The organism is Sporolactobacillus sp. PKPK-6 (genome assembly GCF_056678885.1).
Map to the genome: position 1 here is coordinate 1,951,057 of NZ_JBWXPA010000001.1, position 16,564 is coordinate 1,967,620.

Annotated in this window: 17 protein-coding genes; 11 read left to right on the plus strand and 6 right to left on the minus strand. The window is 43.1% G+C overall.

Annotation, left to right across the window (positions count from 1 at the left end; genetic code table 11):
• Positions 1 to 188: 188 nt before the first annotated feature.
• Entirely contained in the window at positions 189 to 794 is a 606-nt protein-coding gene (gene yyaC, locus AC1MBV_RS09600) for a spore protease YyaC (RefSeq protein WP_255748695.1), read from the minus strand.
• A gap of 506 nt (positions 795 to 1,300) precedes the next feature.
• Between yyaC and AC1MBV_RS09605 the strand changes: the two genes are divergently transcribed.
• The 6 genes from AC1MBV_RS09605 to rpsR all read left to right on the plus strand — a co-directional run bounded on the left by AC1MBV_RS09605 (position 1,301) and on the right by rpsR (position 5,411).
• Positions 1,301 to 2,683 (plus strand): glycine--tRNA ligase, encoded by a 1,383-nt coding sequence (locus AC1MBV_RS09605; RefSeq protein WP_255748739.1) that lies wholly within the window; start codon positions 1,301 to 1,303, stop codon positions 2,681 to 2,683.
• 87 nt (positions 2,684 to 2,770) lie between these two features.
• The gene (locus AC1MBV_RS09610) at positions 2,771 to 2,977 is read left to right on the plus strand and encodes a DUF951 domain-containing protein (RefSeq protein ID WP_255748696.1); all 207 of its coding nucleotides are present in this window, start codon (positions 2,771 to 2,773) and stop codon (positions 2,975 to 2,977) included.
• An 81-nt stretch (positions 2,978 to 3,058) separates the two neighbouring features.
• Entirely contained in the window at positions 3,059 to 4,159 is a 1,101-nt protein-coding gene (gene ychF, locus AC1MBV_RS09615) for a redox-regulated ATPase YchF (protein ID WP_255748697.1), read from the plus strand.
• Between the two features lie 122 nt (positions 4,160 to 4,281).
• Positions 4,282 to 4,587 (plus strand): 30S ribosomal protein S6, encoded by a 306-nt coding sequence (gene rpsF, locus AC1MBV_RS09620; RefSeq protein WP_255748698.1) that lies wholly within the window; start codon positions 4,282 to 4,284, stop codon positions 4,585 to 4,587.
• Between the two features lie 31 nt (positions 4,588 to 4,618).
• The gene (gene ssb, locus AC1MBV_RS09625) at positions 4,619 to 5,143 is read left to right on the plus strand and encodes a single-stranded DNA-binding protein (protein WP_255748699.1); all 525 of its coding nucleotides are present in this window, start codon (positions 4,619 to 4,621) and stop codon (positions 5,141 to 5,143) included.
• Between the two features lie 37 nt (positions 5,144 to 5,180).
• Complete coding sequence (gene rpsR, locus AC1MBV_RS09630) at positions 5,181 to 5,411, plus strand: 30S ribosomal protein S18 (RefSeq protein WP_255748700.1); 231 nt, start codon at positions 5,181 to 5,183, stop codon at positions 5,409 to 5,411.
• Positions 5,412 to 5,539: 128 nt separating this feature from the next.
• Here the strand turns inward: rpsR and AC1MBV_RS09635 are convergent, their stop codons facing one another.
• From AC1MBV_RS09635 to AC1MBV_RS09655, 5 genes are all read right to left on the minus strand, one after another.
• Positions 5,540 to 6,229 (minus strand): glutamine amidotransferase-related protein, encoded by a 690-nt coding sequence (locus AC1MBV_RS09635; protein WP_255748701.1) that lies wholly within the window; start codon positions 6,227 to 6,229, stop codon positions 5,540 to 5,542.
• Positions 6,230 to 6,414: 185 nt separating this feature from the next.
• Positions 6,415 to 6,972: a DUF420 domain-containing protein gene (locus AC1MBV_RS09640; protein WP_255748740.1), complete on the minus strand. Its 558-nt coding sequence runs from the start codon at positions 6,970 to 6,972 to the stop codon at positions 6,415 to 6,417.
• Positions 6,973 to 7,082: 110 nt separating this feature from the next.
• Positions 7,083 to 7,742 carry an HD domain-containing protein gene (locus AC1MBV_RS09645; RefSeq protein ID WP_255748702.1) on the minus strand — a complete coding sequence of 220 codons (660 nt, stop codon included), beginning with the start codon at positions 7,740 to 7,742 and terminating at the stop codon, positions 7,083 to 7,085.
• A 53-nt stretch (positions 7,743 to 7,795) separates the two neighbouring features.
• Entirely contained in the window at positions 7,796 to 8,272 is a 477-nt protein-coding gene (locus AC1MBV_RS09650; protein ID WP_255748703.1) for a chemotaxis protein CheW, read from the minus strand.
• 117 nt (positions 8,273 to 8,389) lie between these two features.
• Complete coding sequence (locus tag AC1MBV_RS09655) at positions 8,390 to 9,325, minus strand: cation diffusion facilitator family transporter (RefSeq protein ID WP_255748704.1); 936 nt, start codon at positions 9,323 to 9,325, stop codon at positions 8,390 to 8,392.
• 474 nt (positions 9,326 to 9,799) lie between these two features.
• Here AC1MBV_RS09655 and AC1MBV_RS09660 point away from each other — a divergent pair, with 474 nt between their 5' ends.
• The 5 genes from AC1MBV_RS09660 (at position 9,800) to AC1MBV_RS09680 (ending at position 16,360) form a co-directional block, all read left to right on the plus strand.
• Positions 9,800 to 10,747 carry a YybS family protein gene (locus AC1MBV_RS09660; protein WP_255748705.1) on the plus strand — a complete coding sequence of 316 codons (948 nt, stop codon included), beginning with the start codon at positions 9,800 to 9,802 and terminating at the stop codon, positions 10,745 to 10,747.
• A 146-nt stretch (positions 10,748 to 10,893) separates the two neighbouring features.
• Positions 10,894 to 12,873 (plus strand): DHH family phosphoesterase, encoded by a 1,980-nt coding sequence (locus AC1MBV_RS09665; protein WP_255748706.1) that lies wholly within the window; start codon positions 10,894 to 10,896, stop codon positions 12,871 to 12,873.
• Positions 12,874 to 13,317, plus strand: a complete 444-nt coding sequence (gene rplI, locus AC1MBV_RS09670) for a 50S ribosomal protein L9 (RefSeq protein ID WP_255748707.1) — start codon at positions 12,874 to 12,876, stop codon at positions 13,315 to 13,317.
• Between the two features lie 235 nt (positions 13,318 to 13,552).
• Positions 13,553 to 14,923, plus strand: coding sequence for a replicative DNA helicase (dnaB, locus tag AC1MBV_RS09675; RefSeq protein WP_255748708.1), 1,371 nt, complete (start codon positions 13,553 to 13,555; stop codon positions 14,921 to 14,923).
• Positions 14,924 to 15,073: 150 nt separating this feature from the next.
• Positions 15,074 to 16,360, plus strand: a complete 1,287-nt coding sequence (locus AC1MBV_RS09680) for an adenylosuccinate synthase (RefSeq protein ID WP_255748709.1) — start codon at positions 15,074 to 15,076, stop codon at positions 16,358 to 16,360.
• The last annotated feature ends 204 nt before the right edge of the window (positions 16,361 to 16,564 follow it).

Below are 16,564 nucleotides of genomic sequence, written 5' to 3' on the forward strand. Positions count from 1 at the left end.
TACGGGATTTTTACAAATAAGCCCATTATAAGGAATGACATGAGCTGCCTATAACTGTAACAAAACACTATTTTAAATATGGTAATCTGTAAAATTGAGATGGTCCCCAGTTATCTACTATAATCTGATGACATTATGTTCCCACAACCGATTTGCAAGTATACGTATTCTTCAACGTTCTCATCGTTTTAATCCATTAAAAGTAGCTTTGATAATAGTCGTCCCTTCCTATTTGAAAGGAGAGCGACACTAAGGCATTGTCCGATTACTTGAGATAAACTCATAACGATATGAAGACGTGTATTTTGAAGAACTGAGTATTCCATGAAGCCGCTGATGTTGACAACACCGGTGATGTTCATGTCACCGACAGGCACAAGCTCTTTTTTAACCCCCGCGCCAGGAAGAACCGGGCCCTCTGCTATGTTAATTTTACCAATGTTCTTTTGCTTTCCAAGACAAGCGTCAATACCAATAATAAATGGATTTTTATGGGTGGCTGTGATCAGGGCAAGTGTTTCCTGCAGATTCATAGCGTGTACCGGTTTTTCCAAGGTTCCGTAAATAGAGGCATCTGGCAGATGACGTCGTTCAAGATAAGAGCCGACAAGAGGACCGAGCGCATCGCCTGTTGAACGGTCCGTGCCGATGCAAACAATAACGATTGACGACGTTCCGATTGCCGGCAACAAATGACGTATGGCTTGGATAAGCGCATGGTGATTGCCTAGATCCTGATAATGAACTTGCGCTGTGAGCTTTTGCCCTGATCCTTGATCGAATTTCAGATTCATAGATTCGCCTCCCAAGTATCAACAGTATATGAAAAAGGGAAGACATTTATACATCTGAAAACAGGATGAAAAGGCAGATAGTTTTTACGTTAAGTTGCATTTCAATTCCATTCGCCTGATCAGTTGTTCGGAAATGCAAAATACTCAGAAAAAAAGTGATATGCTGGACCACATAATAAGATAAATTTTACTGTTGAGTATGCTAAAAATCTGTCTTTTTCATAAGAAATAGGATATACTATGTATCAGAAAAGCAAGCTTTACAATGTAATAAGAAGGCGATGAAGGAAAGAAGTACTCATTGCAGCCGTATTAAGCGATTCAGGAAAAGTGCAAGCCTGATTGCGGCAGATGAGGAAGGCGTTCTTGAGCCATTGCATGATCGAGCGGGTGCGAAGTATTCGCACCAATTAGGGTGGAACCGCGTGAGCAAACAAAAGCTTTCGTCCCTAGGCAGGAGCCTAGTGGATGGAAGCTTATTTTATTTTGTCAAAGGAGCAAAAGACATGAGTAAAACAATGGAACAGGTTGTGAACTTGGCTAAGCAAAGGGGCATTATCTTCCCAGGATCGGAAATATACGGCGGATTGGCTAATACGTGGGATTATGGTCCAATCGGTGTTGAATTGAAAAACAATGTCAAAAAAGCATGGTGGAAAAAATTTGTGCAGGAATCGCCTTATAATGTAGGACTCGATGCTGCCATCCTGATGAATCCGAAAACATGGGAAGCATCCGGACATATCACGAATTTCAACGATCCAATGATCGACTGCAAAAAGTGCAAATCACGTTTCCGTGCAGATAAGCTTATTGAAAGCAATATTCCACAGGCAGAGCTTCCTGGACCGGTAGATGGTCTGACTTTCGAAACGATGCAACAGCTTATCGAGGAGCATCATATTCCTTGCCCGGAATGTGGCGAGCATGATTTCACGTCAATTCGCCAGTTCAATCTCATGTTCAAAACGTATCAGGGCGTGACAGAAACAGCGAAAGATGAAATTTTTCTTCGTCCCGAAACAGCACAGGGGATTTTCGTCAATTTCAAAAATGTGCAGCGGACGATGCGTAAAAAAATACCATTCGGTATCGGCCAGGTAGGAAAATCATTTAGAAATGAAATAACGCCAGGAAACTTTACATTCAGAACAAGAGAATTCGAACAGCTTGAACTAGAATTCTTCTGCAAACCGGGAGAAGATGGAAAATGGTTTCAATACTGGCGAACTTTTGGCTATGAATGGTTGAAATCATTAAATGTAAAGGCAGAAAATCTGCGTCTGCGTGATCACGAAAAAGAAGAATTACCGCACTACAGCAACGCGACAACGGATATTGAATACTTGTTCCCATTCGGATGGGGCGAATTATCCAGTCTTTCCTCACGTACTGATTATGATCTTCGCCGTCATATGGAGGTTTCGGGTCAGGATCTCCAGTATATTGATCAAAACAATAATGAACGGTACATTCCTTATGTCATTGAGCCGTCACTCGGCGCCGACCGCGTGACACTAGCATTTCTGGCCGAAGCTTATGAAGAAGAGAAGATTAGTGAAAAGGATACGCGAACTGTGCTTCACTTCCATCCGGCTTTGGCACCATATAAAGCAGCAATTTTGCCGCTTTCTAAGAAACTAGGCGAAGAAGCGATGGCTGTTTATCAGGAACTGGCAAAAGATTATATGGTTGATTATGATGAAACCGGCTCGATCGGCAAACGTTACCGTCGCCAGGACGAAATCGGTACGCCGTTCTGTATCACTTATGACTTTGATTCAAAAGAAGACGGCAAGGTAACCGTACGTGACCGCGATACGATGGAGCAAGTTCGGTTGCCAATCGACGAATTATCAGCCTTTCTTAAAGAAAAGATTGCATTTTAACGACACAGATCGTGCTCTTTGATTTATGGTAAACCAGTAACCTTTTTTATAGCATTGAAGAAATTTCCCAATATTGGAGGAAGGACTATGCCGAATCCTCGTATCAGTTTCGATCTGAATGATGTTGTAGAGATGAAAAAGTCTCATCCATGCGGTGAAAATCAATGGAAAGTTATACGCATGGGTGCGGATATTCGTATCAAGTGTCTCGGCTGCGGACACAGCGTCATGATGCCGAGAAGTGAATTTCAACGTAAGGTTAAGAAGATTCTTGAGCATGGTTCCGAAGCCTAAAGGGCGCCTATAAAGGGATAAGGCTGCGGTAAGCGGCATCTTTGTTGAAGTGGTAAGAAAAACCCAGGGGGTTGAAGGTAAATGAGCTTGACTACAGGTATTGTCGGTTTGCCGAATGTCGGCAAATCAACGTTGTTTAACGCAATTACACAGGCTGGAGCAGAAATGGCTAACTATCCATTCTGCACGATTGAGCCCAATGTCGGGATCGTTAGTGTACCCGATGAACGACTTGATCAATTAACTGAGATGTACCATCCGAAGAAAACCATCTCGACGACATTTGAATTCACTGATATCGCCGGATTGGTTAAAGGTGCAAGTAAAGGAGAAGGACTTGGTAATCAATTTTTGGCAAATATTCGCCAAGTTGATGCGATTTCTCATGTTGTACGCTGCTTCGAAGACAAGAACATCACTCATGTATCCGGAAAAATTGATCCAATCGATGATATTGAAACGATTAATCTCGAACTGGTTCTATCAGATATGGAACAGGTGAATAAACGGATTGACCGTGTAGAAAAATTGGCAAAGCAGAAAGATAAGGCATCAATCGTTGAGTATGCTGCCTTGAAAAAGTTAAAAGATGCGTTTGAAGCGGGCATACCGGCAAGGCATGTCGCACTAACCGAGGATGAGGAAGCAGCAATCAAGGCTTTTAACTTTCTGACGAAGAAGCCTGTCCTTTATGTGGCCAATACTTCAGAAGACGATGTATCTGCCCCTGATGAAAACCCATATGTACAGGCGGTTAAAGCATTTGCTGAAAAAGATGGGGCAGAGGTTGTCGTCATTTCAGCCCGCATTGAATCTGAAATTGCCGAACTTGATGGAGAAGAAAAGAAAGTATTTCTTGAGGAATTAGGTTTGGATTCCTCCGGTCTTGATCGCTTAATTGCCAAAGCCTATGATCTGCTTGGCCTCGCAACGTACTTTACAGCAGGAGAAAAGGAAGTACGGGCTTGGACGTTCCGAAAAGGAACGAAGGCACCGCAGGCAGCGGGTATTATTCATTCAGATTTCGAACGCGGTTTTATCCGTGCTGAAATTGTTTCTTATGAAGATCTTATTGCGGCCGGTTCGGAATCTGCAGCAAAAGAAATGGGACGTCTGCGTCTTGAAGGAAAAGATTATGTGATGCAGGATGGGGACATCGTTAACTTCCGTTTCAACGTATAACGAAATTTTGAAAATAACTTGAATCGACGGGCGAACTATGCTATCATATTGATCTATGAGTGAGTAAACTTGCTCTCTGCTCCTTTAATGGAGCCGCTTAGTCCAAGGGGAGGTGAATGATTGTGCGCAAATACGAAATTATGTACATTCTCCGTCCGGATCTGGAAGAAGAACAGGAAAAAGCCGTTAAGGAAAAACTGGCTTCCATTCTGACGGATAACGGCGCCGAAATCAACGAAGTTAAGGAAATGGGCAAACGACGTTTAGCCTATGAAATTAATGACGTGAATACCGGTGCCTATGTTGTTCTGTATGTAACCGCCGGCAGCGAAGCCATCAATGAATTTGATCGTCTGGTCAAAATCAATGAAGATGTACTCCGCTTCATGACGATTAAAGACGAACGCAAACCTGAAGAAGCGAAATAATTGATTTAAAAAAGAAAGGGGTTAGATCCTGATGATCAATCGTGTTGTTCTGGTTGGCCGGCTGACGAAAAATCCGGAACTGCGGTATACGCCGAATGGTGTTGCTGTGACTAGCTTCACGATCGCTGTGAATCGCCCGTTCTCGAATCAGCAAGGAGAACGAGAGGCTGATTTTATACCGGTCGTTGTCTGGAGAAGACAAGCTGAGAACGCAGCCAATTTCCTGCAAAAAGGAAGTTTGGCAGGCGTAGACGGTCGCATTCAGACACGCAGTTATGAGAATAACGAAGGTCGACGGGTTTATGTGACGGAAGTGGTAGCTGATAGTGTGCAGTTCCTTGAACCGAAAAGCACTAGACATGCAGACGGCGGCAATTATGCCCCGAGCGGTGCATCGGCAGCATCTTCAAGTCAGCAGCGAGGCGGCTATGCGCCTTCACCGTCCAGTAACCAAAATAACAGCTCAGGTCAGAACCAGGGCGCTCCTTCTTTTGAAGATCCTTTCGCAGGCGACAGTAAGCCGATTGATATATCGGATGACGATCTGCCGTTCTAATTGCTGAATTCAATTGAAAACTAAGGAGGTGCCGAATATGGCAGAACGCCGCTCACGTGGTAAGCGCCGTAAGGTATGTTTCTTTACCGTTAATCACATTACTTACATTGATTATAAGGATGTTGATTTGCTCAGACGATTCATTTCTGAACGAGGAAAAATTTTGCCTCGTCGTGTAACCGGAACAAGCGCGAAATACCAACGTCAACTGACAAGAGCGATCAAACGCGCACGTCAAATGGCTTTACTTCCGTACACTACGGAATGATGATATAAACTAAAGAGGCTGTCTCAAGAGCTTGATGAAGTTCTGAGACGGCCTCTTTTTTGCGTTCCGCAATTTGTACCTATGAATATGAAGAGGGAAAGCTGGAAAGTCGCCTATCTGTTCATTATTTATAGGCATGTTTGTAGAAAATGAGTAATTAGTGGATGCGGTTGCTCTTTGCTTGTATTCATTGCAGGTTGAAATAATGTTAAGAAATAAAAATCATGATCAGGCAGCTCAAGAATTCTGGCTTCTCCATCCTCATTGACACCCGCGACAATGAATCCACTATCGTTTAGAATTTTTTGATAGTTAAGGTTCAATCCATAATTACAATTGTAGGTCTCAGTAATTTTATTCTTTTGAAAGAGTTTATAAGCCTCGGTGCCTTCATTTATAAATACAGATTGTCTAATATTTCCATGGAGTGAACAGGATAATTGAGACACAACTTTATTTTCTGCGTGGGCATCAACTTCTTCAGTGTTTACATCGATTAATCCTATTACATTTTTCATGAATTCAATAATCCCATATTGAAAACCACTGCAATTTCCGAGGAAGGGCACGTTTTTTGATTCCCTAATCCATTTCAGAGCAGCTAACACATTTCCATCTGATTGATAAGGTCCGCCGGGTGCTAACCAAAGCCCATTATATAGACTTAGTTCACTGTTATGTAGATTTTTAGTGGATAACCATTCAAACTCCAAATTTGGATATAGTTCTTGTCTACTGGCCGTCAGAGCTTCATTAATTGCAGTGTGATTTTTTAAGTTTTCATTGAAATCTCCAATGATTCCAATTCTTTCAGACATATAAAATCCCCCCTCGTTAATATAAAAAGTTATTATAAACAAACGTATCCCTGTTGTATAGCAATTTTTCACTACCTTATAGCTAAGATGCGTGATATTCGTTGACCTTTGCCCCCTTTTTTTAATAAAAAAAGAGGATGTCTCAAAAGTCCGGTTTTGACTTTGAGACATCCTCATCTTGATGATTAATAGTATGGTGCCATCATCACATAGACAATGACTCCTGTTAAGCTTACATAAAGCCAGATTGGCATCGTCCAACGGACAATTCGCTTATGCTTCCCGATCTGCATGGTCCAACCCCACACGAGTGAGAGCAAGGCGAGCGGTACAACAAATGCAGCCAGCGCGCTATGTGTAATCAGTATGAAAAAATAGATGGGACGAATGATACCCGAAGCGCCGTAGTGAGGAGGCGGCGCAAGATAGTGAAAAGATAAATAGGATACTAAGAAGAGCAATGTTGAAGTAAAGGCCGCGAGAATGAACCCACGATGCACGTTGATCTTCTTATTCTTAATTGCTACAAGTGCAGCGATGAGAAAAATAAAAGTAAAACTGTTAAAAATCGCGTTAAATCGTGGAAGCAGATAGACATCAAATCCGATGTGCCCCTTGTATCCGATAAACGGTGCAAAGAAAAGCAAGAGGATTAATACGTCAGCGACCACGGAAAAAGCAAGAATTGATACGACATAGCGTCTGTTGCTCTTCGCCTTGTCTTTGCTATTCTGCGATTCCATTGATTTCTGCATAGCTAGGCAACTCCTTTTGTCATAAAACAGACACATTTACTTAATCATAGGAGAGAAGCAAAGAGGAATCAAGGAAAAAGTTCAGATGAAGCAAAACCTTAATCTTCCGATGGTGATGCATTTTTGTCAGCACGTAGCAAATGTTCTGTGATTGATTTAATTCGCGTGTGCGAGGTGATTTCTTCTTCAATCATTTCTTTAAGAATTACATGGATGAAATAACGAACCGATGCCATATCGCTGAACTGAATGATTGAAGTGAGTGCTTCTTTGTAAATTTGGAAAAATAAGGGCTCAGGATTTCCTTTTTGAATTTCTCCATAAGCTTCATACAGCAAATCTATTTTATCTGCTACTGCAAGGATTCGTCCTTCCAAAGACCGGTCCTTGCCTTCCTTAAATCGTGCCTCGTAAACTTGGCGGAATTGCTTGGGAAATTCTTTATCCAGATATTCCTGTGTCATGGACCCTTCAACTTGAGAGAAGAGCTCTCGAAGTTTGGGCAATGCATACTTTACCGGTGTTTTAATATCGCCAGTAAACAATTCAGAATAATCATGGTTGATTGCCTTTTCATAGACCGTTTTCCAATCCACATCTTGTCCGTCCTCGGCTTCAACTGTTGCTAGGAACTGCACAATGGTGGCTACTTTAAATGAGTGACTGGCAACGGAGTGTTCTTGGTATTTAAAAACGCCTGGACAGCGGTAAATGCCTTCCAGGTCAGATAAGCTTTGAAAGTATTTATGAATGCCCATAAATGTCTCCTCCCGCTTAGTAACTATTTGATTTGTAAGCTCTGGTTAACTGCTTAGTATCCGACAACTTCCCGTTCTTTTGCATTCAAACCGGTGGTAAACCGTATCAATTCCTTGATGCTGAGCAGCGGCATTTCTTTATCCTGAAATGCAACAGTCTTCGTGATCAGACCGTAGGGATTTGTCGCATCTTTTGTCGCATCGGCCAATTGTCCGGGTTCGAAAGTAAACGTATCGCCGACCGCATCGATGCTCAGCGCTGCGGTCTCCGATCCTGAAACGCAGACAACGTATTTTTTATCTTTATTCGAGAACGGATTCTCTGATGCATGAAAAGCGAGGTTTAATGAAAGAACGGGAATAATTGATCCTCGCACGGAAATGAGTCCTGCAAAAAAAGAATGGGTAACCGGGACGGGCAGGATCTGGACTGGCTCAAGGATTTCCTGAATGTCTTTAATTAAAACACCAATTTCTTGAGCGCCAACAAATAATGAAATACCTATACAGTCTTCTGAACTCATCACCATATTGATCACCTCACTAAATTATTCTGTCTAGGCAAGGTCAATGATTATAACCTTCTAGTATCTATTTCGAACAGGATCAGAAATTACTTAATACTATAAACGAAAAGTTCGTGCGCGTCATTTTTTTCCTAAATGAGGCACGGAATCCGGTTCGACTAATATTTGATCCTTATACCAGGGATTGATGTGGATCAGGACTTCTTCCACATCGGGATAAGTACGAATCATTTTTGAACGAATAGCTTCGGTAAGGTCGTCGCCTTCTTGAATGGTATAAGAACCTGGGATTCGAATTTGTGCATCAATGAGCACTGCATTTCCATGTTCGCGTGCGCGTAAAATATCAATGACTTTGACCTCTGGAAATGAAAGGAAAACTTGACGATATTTCTCCTGTGCTTTTTCATCAACACTGCTTTCCATAAGCACATTGGTGGCTTGAATAATCATCACAATAGCAATTCTTAAAATCAGAATAGATACAACGATACCTGCTACCGGATCGCCGTAATGTGTGTAGGGAAGATCAAAAACAGTCCCGATCCAGCCGATCCCGAGCCCAAGTGCTGCAGCAATTGATGCATAGATATCGGCCAAGTGATCGGCAGCGGTTGCATGCAGACTCTTGCTGTGATAGCGATCAGCTCCCTTTTTTGTGTAAATATACAGCATCCACTTTGCCAAAGCAGAGAAAAGAGCAGCAGCAAATGCCCAGATGCTTACGGATGATATCGGTCCGAACAACGCTTTGACGGCCTCATACGTTAGAAATAATGCGGCAACGATCAGGACAATAGAAATGAATGCGGTTGAAATGTCTTCTGCTTTTCCGTGTCCGTAAGGATGCTCCCGGTCGGCCGGGTGATTAGACAACTTCATAGAACCGATGGTGGCAATGGATGCAATAACGTCGCCTCCATTGTGCACGCCGTCAGCCACAAGAGCTGTACTATGGAAGATCAATCCGAAGATGATTTTTATTAGCGTTAGAAGCAGGTTGCTTACGAGACTGACCCATGCGGTTAGCAGGGCTTTTGGTCCTTCATAGGTCATAATGATTCACACTCCTTAAATTGTTTGCCCGAGGCAAGTCGGGAAACAGAAAAGGCAATCCGCAAGCGGACCGCCTTTTTAAAAAAATTTATGTTCACTGTTAATGTATTCATGATGGTACCAACTCTCGTTGATAAAATTGGTCACTAATTATAGCAAGGAAAGCGAGGTTGAGCTTTTAAATAAAACGCTTTCTTTTTGTTTTAAGATAACATTATCAATTATAGAAGGTCTAATGTAAATTGCAAGGAAAAGATCGCTCTTTCATTAAAAAGTGCTTTTGTATTATAATAAAAATTATGGTGTTGCCAAGTTGTGTTGGTGATAAAGAGGCAAATTAACGCCTCCTTAAGCGGACTAGTAAAATCTTGATTAGCGAAAATTCCACTTAATCTTAGGCAAATGGCTCATCATGTTTGTAATACGGAATGCAGGTTAGATAATTCTGCACAGCCCAAGCTGAGAGGTGTCACTATGAGTGATCGGAACGCTTTGCTTCGCGGAGCGCTTGCAACGATTTCATTATATTTGTTAATTGTTTTAACTTTTTTCTTGCCCTATGTGTCATTACTGACCATATGGCTTATTCCTCTGCCGCTCATGTTTCTAGCGGCTAAGGACGGCTGGAAACCTGCCTTGGGTGTTTTTGGGCTTGGACTTTTGTTTCTGGTCATCTTGGATCACTCGTTTTATTTGTTACTCCCACTCTTTTTCATGGTACTCGGAGTTGTAATTGGTTATATGGTTTATTTGAAAAAATCCGCTTTCGCACTTCTGTTGGCTGGAAGTTTGACCAACATTGCGGTATTAATTATCTGTCTGGCAGTGTCCGTGCTGGCTTTTCGCTTTAATCCGGCAACAGCGGTACAATCCGCTCTTAATGATTCATTTCAGCAAACCGTAACGCAAATGAAGCCGATGCTGAATCAGAGTACAGATGAATTGATGACACAATACAAGCTGCTGAGCGGTACGCTTGTACATCTTACACCACTGGTCATTATCATTGCAGGAGTTTTTTACGCCTTGGTTGTTGAATTAATCAGTCTGCCGATTTTGCGCAAACTGAAGGTTGAGGCGCCGCATTGGGTGCCGTTCCGCATGTGGCAGGTGCCGAGAAGCATTATCTGGCTCTATTTAGCCGTATTGTTTATCGGATGGTTCGGAGGTGCAGATCAGACGGCACCGATTTATACAGCTGTACTTAATGTCGACTTTATCCTGCGTATTTTGCTTGCTGTTCAGGGATTCAGTCTTATTTTTTACTACACATATATGCGGAAATTCCCGCTGATAATTCCAATTACAGTGACTTTGTTGACGCTTATTTTTGGATTCTTGTTACTGCAATTGGTATGTATATTGGGTATAATTGATCTAGGTTTCAATCTTCGGAAAAGAATTGGCCAGAAGAAGCTGTAAGTAGTTTAATCACGAACAGATACAGCCTTTTTTCTCAATAATAAAATGGTCAGGCTTATCTTTCAAAGCTGATTGATTCGTGTTGGGAATTGAAGTTACTCGCACGATGAGTACGGAAAATGCGGCCTGTGGGAGCTGGAATAATCTTGGCAAACCAATTTAAACATCGTTGGCGCAGCGATTTGCTAATCGTAATCGGTCTGCTGTTTCTTCTGTTCCTCGTATTCATTGCCTTTTTAAATTGGCTGTTGGCTATTGCCGGACTTGTGCTTCTTGCCTTGTCCGTTTTGTGGTTTTTAATTAATGAGCGTCAATTTGACAAGGAATTGATTCAGTATGCAGCGGGTTTGTCATACCGGTTGAAGAAGGTAGGCAATGAAGCTTTGCTTCATATGCCGATTGGTATTCTGCTGTATGATGGGGGAGAACGTGTGCAGTGGTGCAACCCGTACTTGAATCAAATTACTGAAGAGGATGGAAATACGGCCATTGGTCGGCCATTAAATGAAATTGCCGAACCGCTAAGCAAATTAATCGCGTCTGATAAGGAATCAATGATCATTGCGTTAAATGAACGGCAATACCGCGTGCGTTTAAAACGGCAGGAGAAACTGCTTTACTTTACCGATATTACGGACATTCTGGAAATTAAGAAACACTATTACAATGAAAAAACGGTTCTCGCACTCATCTTCCTGGATAACTATGATGAAGTAACACAGGGCCTTGAAGATCAGGTGCGCAGCACGATTAATAATGAAACAACGACGATCATTAAGAACTGGGCATCAGAACATGGTATCTATCTCCGCCGTACGGCTTCAGATCGATTTCTCGCGGTCATGAATGAACGATTGCTTCACTCTATAGAGGAACAGCATTTTTTAATTTTGGATAAAGTGCGAGAGATTACGGTTCCGCTCAGCCACATTCCTTTGACGTTGAGTATTGGTGTCGGAGCAGGCACGGTGTCGCTTGAGGATTTGGGAAGTTATGCTCAGTCAGCCTTGGACCTGGGGCTTGGACGCGGTGGTGATCAAGCAGTCATTAAACGTCCGGACGGTGATGTACGTTTCTACGGCGGTAAATCGAATCCGGTGGAAAAACGTACAAGAGTGCGCGCGCGTGTGATTTCACATGCATTGTCTGAGCTCATGCTGGAAAGCGATCAAGTGATGATTATGGGTCACCGTGCTCCGGATCTGGATTCAATCGGTTCGTGTATCGGCATCTTAAAGATCGCTCATGCGAATGGGCGGAGTGCCAAAATTATTATGGATCAAGCAAATAATGTTTCCGGTGTTTCGAAACTGCTTGAGGAATTGAAAAAACAAAAGAATCTATGGTCGAATCTCATCAGTGCTGATCAGGCAGCTGACCAAATAACGAAACGAACGCTTATGGTCATTGTTGATACGCATCGTCCGTCGATGGTCGTTAACTCACAGCTGCTCAGCAGCGTTCATCGTGTAGTGGTTATCGACCATCACCGCAGAGCTGAGGAGTTTATCAAGGATCCAGTACTTGTCTACATGGAGCCGTATGCTTCGTCAACATCCGAACTGGTTACTGAGCTTCTTGAATATCAGCCCAATGAGCGTCCTTTGGATCTGATTGAAGCGACAGCCATGCTCGGCGGCATTGCTGTTGATACGAAAAATTTTACACTTCGAACAGGTTTTCGAACATTCGATGCCGCTTCGTATTTGCGTGCGCATGGTGCGGACACAATCTTAGTGCAGAAGTTTCTTTGCGATGATTTGGACCAGTTCAATCAGCGTGCGGAATTAATTCGCAGAACACAGCTCTATAAAACGAATATTGCAATTGCCGTGGGTAAAGATGATCAAGTCTATGATCAGGTACTTCTTGCACAAACGGCCGATACAATGTTGATGCTCGAAGGAATCCGTACCTCGTTTGTCATTGGCAAACGAACCGATGGACAAATCGGCGTCAGTGCACGCTCACTTGGTGATTTGAATGTCCAGGTAATCATGGAGAGTATCGGCGGAGGCGGCCATTTGAACAATGCTGCGACACAGATGGCAGACACAACGATTGAAGAGGCGACCACTCGTGTCACTCACGCAATTGATCTGTATCTTGAAGGAGGTCTATCCTAAATGAAAGTTATTTTTCTGAAAGATGTAAAGGGAAAAGGAAAAGCAGGGGAAATCAAGGATGTATCAGAAGGTTATGCCCGTAACTATCTGTTGCCAAAGAAAGTGGCAGTAGAAGCAAATAAGGGCAGCATGAGTCAATTGGAAGCGCAAAAGAAGAAGCGCCAAGAAGTTGAGGAAAATGAGCGCCTTGAAGCGATCGCGCTGAAAGAAAAAATTGAAAACATGACGATCGAGATGAAAGCAAAATCCGGAGAAGGCGGCCGACTGTTTGGCTCAATTACCAGTAAACAAATCGCGCAATCTCTTAAAAAAGCGAAGATTTCTATTGATAAACGGAAAATTGATTTACCGGAACCGATTCGCAGCTTAGGTTATACAGATGTTCCATTGAAGCTGCATCCGCAGGTTTCAGCAAAGGTTAAAGTACATGTAACAGAAGAATGAAAAATTCTATCCGCCCGGTGCCGGCGCACCTCGGCGGATTTTAACGGTTTGGTCTTATTAAAGGATTATGCAGCTTGTCATTATTTATTGGCTTATCCGTGAAAAGGGATTTTCGCGCCTTTCAAACTGTTGAAAAGTTTGTCGATTTGATGCAGTAAGTTCTTAACCGTTGTTATCAAAAAAGCGGTAAGCGGAGCGGCCAATAAAATATCAATGTTTTAGAAGGAGGGGCGATATGAGCGATTTATTTGCTGACCGGATTCCCCCGCACAATATGGAAGCGGAGCAAGCGGTGCTCGGTGCAATTTTTCTTGAGCCTTCAACGGTGATTACTGCTTCTGAGCTACTTGTTCCGGACGACTTTTACCGGACAAGCCACCAGCTTATTTTCTCGGTGATGCTGGATCTTTCAGAACGGAACGAACCGGTCGATGTGGTCACAGTAACGAATGCACTTCAGAATTCAAAGCGGCTTGAGGAGATCGGCGGGGTATCTTATTTGGCGGAGCTGGCAGGATCTGCACCGACAGCTGCCAACATTGAGTATTACTGCTCCATTGTTTCTGAAAAAGCAACACTTCGCCGTTTGATACGAACAGCAACACAAATTGTTTCCGATGGCTATACGCGTGATGATGGTGTCGAGGGCATTCTAGATGATGCAGAACGGAAAATACTTGAAGTAGCTGAGCGAAAGCGGAATGGTGAATTTCAATCGATCAAGGATGTGCTGATTGAAACCTATGACAATATTGAAATGCTGCAAAAACGCAAGGATGATGTCACCGGCACACCAACCGGCTTTCTTGAACTTGACCGGATGACCGCAGGCTTCCAAAAAAGCGATCTTGTTATTGTCGCCGCTCGTCCCTCTGTAGGTAAGACAGCCTTTGCTCTTAATATTGCGCAGAATGTTGCCATTAAAAACGAGGCAAATGTCGCGATTTTCAGTTTGGAAATGGGAGCAAAACAACTGGCAATGCGTATGTTGTGCGCAGAAGGGAATATTAATGCTCAGAAGCTGCGAACAGGCAGCTTGGAGGATGAAGATTGGCAAAAGCTGACGTATGCAATGGGCAGCCTGTCACGTGCGGGTATTTACATTGACGATTCTCCGGGTATTCGTGTCAACGATATCCGTTCCAAATGCCGAAGACTGAAGCAGGAAAAAGGTCTGGATATGGTGATGATTGACTACCTGCAGCTGATCATGGGTTCCGGCGGCGGTCAAAGACAAGAGAATCGTCAGCAAGAAGTATCCGAAATTTCGCGAACACTAAAAGCAATGGCAAGAGAACTGGATGTACCGGTTATTGCGCTCTCGCAGCTGTCGCGTGGTGTGGAAGCGCGTCAAGATAAACGTCCGATGATGAGCGATATCCGCGAATCCGGAAGTATTGAACAGGATGCTGATGTTGTTGCGTTCCTATATCGTGATGATTACTACAATAAAGAAAGCGAAAAGCAGAACATAATAGAAATCATTATTGCTAAGCAGCGTAATGGTCCGGTAGGTACCGTCGAACTGGCTTTTGTTAAAGAATACAGTAAATTCGTCAATATTGATCGGAAACACAGTGATGATGATATACCAAGAGGCGCATAATGGTTTTCTACATGTTCTAATCCGAACAATTAATAAAACGGAGCTCGAAATGTTCGTCTCCTCATTGACTTTTAAAACTAATTCCTGTTAGACTTAATAGTGGCTTTAGTGAACTAAAATATTATTTTGTAGAAGTTGGGGGCTAAGTGAATGTCTTCTGTTGTTGTTGTTGGCGCACAGTGGGGCGATGAAGGGAAAGGAAAGATTACCGACTACCTTTCTGAGAACTCGGAAGTAGTTTCACGCTATCAAGGCGGAGATAATGCCGGGCATACAATCGTCTGGAACGGCAAGACGTACAAATTACGATTAATGCCATCAGGAATTCTTTATAAAGAAAAGATCTGTGTTCTTGGGAACGGAATGGTTGTCAATCCTAAGTCCCTGTGCAGAGAATTGGACTACATGAAGGAGAGCGGTGTGAGCACGGATAATTTGCGTATCAGCAACCGTGCCCATGTGATCCTCCCTTATCACTTGAAGCTGGATATGCTTGAAGAAGAAAACAAGGGTGCGTCCAAGATCGGTACAACGCAGAAGGGCATTGGTCCTGCTTATATGGATAAAGCGGCGCGTGTCGGCATCCGGATGGCTGATCTTCTGGAGCCGGAGACCTTCCGAGCGAAGTTGGCGAAAAATCTAAGAGAGAAAAATCGACTTCTTGAGAAGTTCTATGATACCGAAGGCTTCAATATTGATGATATTTATGATGAATACATTGGATACGGAGAACGCTTGAGACCTCTCGTGTGCGATACTTCTGTCGTTTTGAACGATGCACTTGATGCCGGTAAACGCGTCCTGTTTGAAGGCGCACAAGGATGCATGCTGGATATTGATCAAGGCACGTATCCATTCGTCACCTCCTCCAATCCGGTAGCCGGTGGCGTCACGATTGGCGCTGGTGTTGGTCCATCAAAAATTAATCACGTTGTCGGTTGTGCGAAAGCATACACAACTCGTGTCGGGGACGGTCCGTTTCCAACAGAACTTACCGATGCAATTGGTGATCAGATTCGTGAAGTCGGTCATGAATATGGAACAGTAACCGGACGTGCACGCCGTGTCGGCTGGTTTGACAGCGTAGTCGTTCGTCATTCGCGCCGTGTCAGCGGTCTGACGGATCTCTCGCTGAATTGTGTGGACGTCCTCACCGGACTCGAAACGGTAAAAATTTGCAAAGCTTATAAATATAAGGGAAAACTGATTGAAGAATTCCCGGCCAGTTTAAATGTTCTTGCTGAATGCGAACCGATTTACGAAGAAATGCCTGGTTGGAAAGAAGATATTACCGGAGCAAAATCGCTTTCTGATCTTCCTCCAAATGCTCGTCACTATATTGAACGGATTGCACAGTTAACTCAGGTTGGTCTGTCACTGTTCTCTGTCGGTCCGGACCGTACGCAAACCATTGAAGTGCGCAATCCCTTCCGCTAATCTAAAAATTAATGGAATAAAAGTTGATGTCATGGCCATCCTTAAAGAGGCTGTGGCATTTTTAATATTATTTTTCAAAGCAGAAAGCTGCTTATCAGGTTCGAGATTCCCGGCCTGTCCTCGAGGTTCAAAGAATCAATTTCAAAAAAAACTTGCGTTAATAAAGCGACCATGGTAAAATATTTCTTGTGCCGCAAAAAGACA

Bases quoted from the DNA above. Each gene is read 5' to 3' on its own strand.
- AC1MBV_RS09660 (WP_255748705.1), top strand. From the start codon at position 9,800: ATGAGTGATCGGAACGCTTTGCTTCGCGGAGCGCTTGCAACGATTTCA.
- AC1MBV_RS09680 (WP_255748709.1), top strand. From the start codon at position 15,074: ATGTCTTCTGTTGTTGTTGTTGGCGCACAGTGGGGCGATGAAGGGAAA.
- dnaB (WP_255748708.1), top strand. From the start codon at position 13,553: ATGAGCGATTTATTTGCTGACCGGATTCCCCCGCACAATATGGAAGCG.
- AC1MBV_RS09640 (WP_255748740.1), bottom strand. From the start codon at position 6,972: ATGGAATCGCAGAATAGCAAAGACAAGGCGAAGAGCAACAGACGCTAT.
- ssb (WP_255748699.1), top strand. From the start codon at position 4,619: ATGATCAATCGTGTTGTTCTGGTTGGCCGGCTGACGAAAAATCCGGAA.
- AC1MBV_RS09645 (WP_255748702.1), bottom strand. From the start codon at position 7,742: ATGGGCATTCATAAATACTTTCAAAGCTTATCTGACCTGGAAGGCATT.
- ychF (WP_255748697.1), top strand. From the start codon at position 3,059: ATGAGCTTGACTACAGGTATTGTCGGTTTGCCGAATGTCGGCAAATCA.
- AC1MBV_RS09605 (WP_255748739.1), top strand. From the start codon at position 1,301: ATGAGTAAAACAATGGAACAGGTTGTGAACTTGGCTAAGCAAAGGGGC.
- AC1MBV_RS09635 (WP_255748701.1), bottom strand. From the start codon at position 6,229: ATGTCTGAAAGAATTGGAATCATTGGAGATTTCAATGAAAACTTAAAA.
- AC1MBV_RS09610 (WP_255748696.1), top strand. From the start codon at position 2,771: ATGCCGAATCCTCGTATCAGTTTCGATCTGAATGATGTTGTAGAGATG.
- AC1MBV_RS09650 (WP_255748703.1), bottom strand. From the start codon at position 8,272: ATGGTGATGAGTTCAGAAGACTGTATAGGTATTTCATTATTTGTTGGC.
- yyaC (WP_255748695.1), bottom strand. From the start codon at position 794: ATGAATCTGAAATTCGATCAAGGATCAGGGCAAAAGCTCACAGCGCAA.
- rpsR (WP_255748700.1), top strand. From the start codon at position 5,181: ATGGCAGAACGCCGCTCACGTGGTAAGCGCCGTAAGGTATGTTTCTTT.
- rplI (WP_255748707.1), top strand. From the start codon at position 12,874: ATGAAAGTTATTTTTCTGAAAGATGTAAAGGGAAAAGGAAAAGCAGGG.
- AC1MBV_RS09655 (WP_255748704.1), bottom strand. From the start codon at position 9,325: ATGACCTATGAAGGACCAAAAGCCCTGCTAACCGCATGGGTCAGTCTC.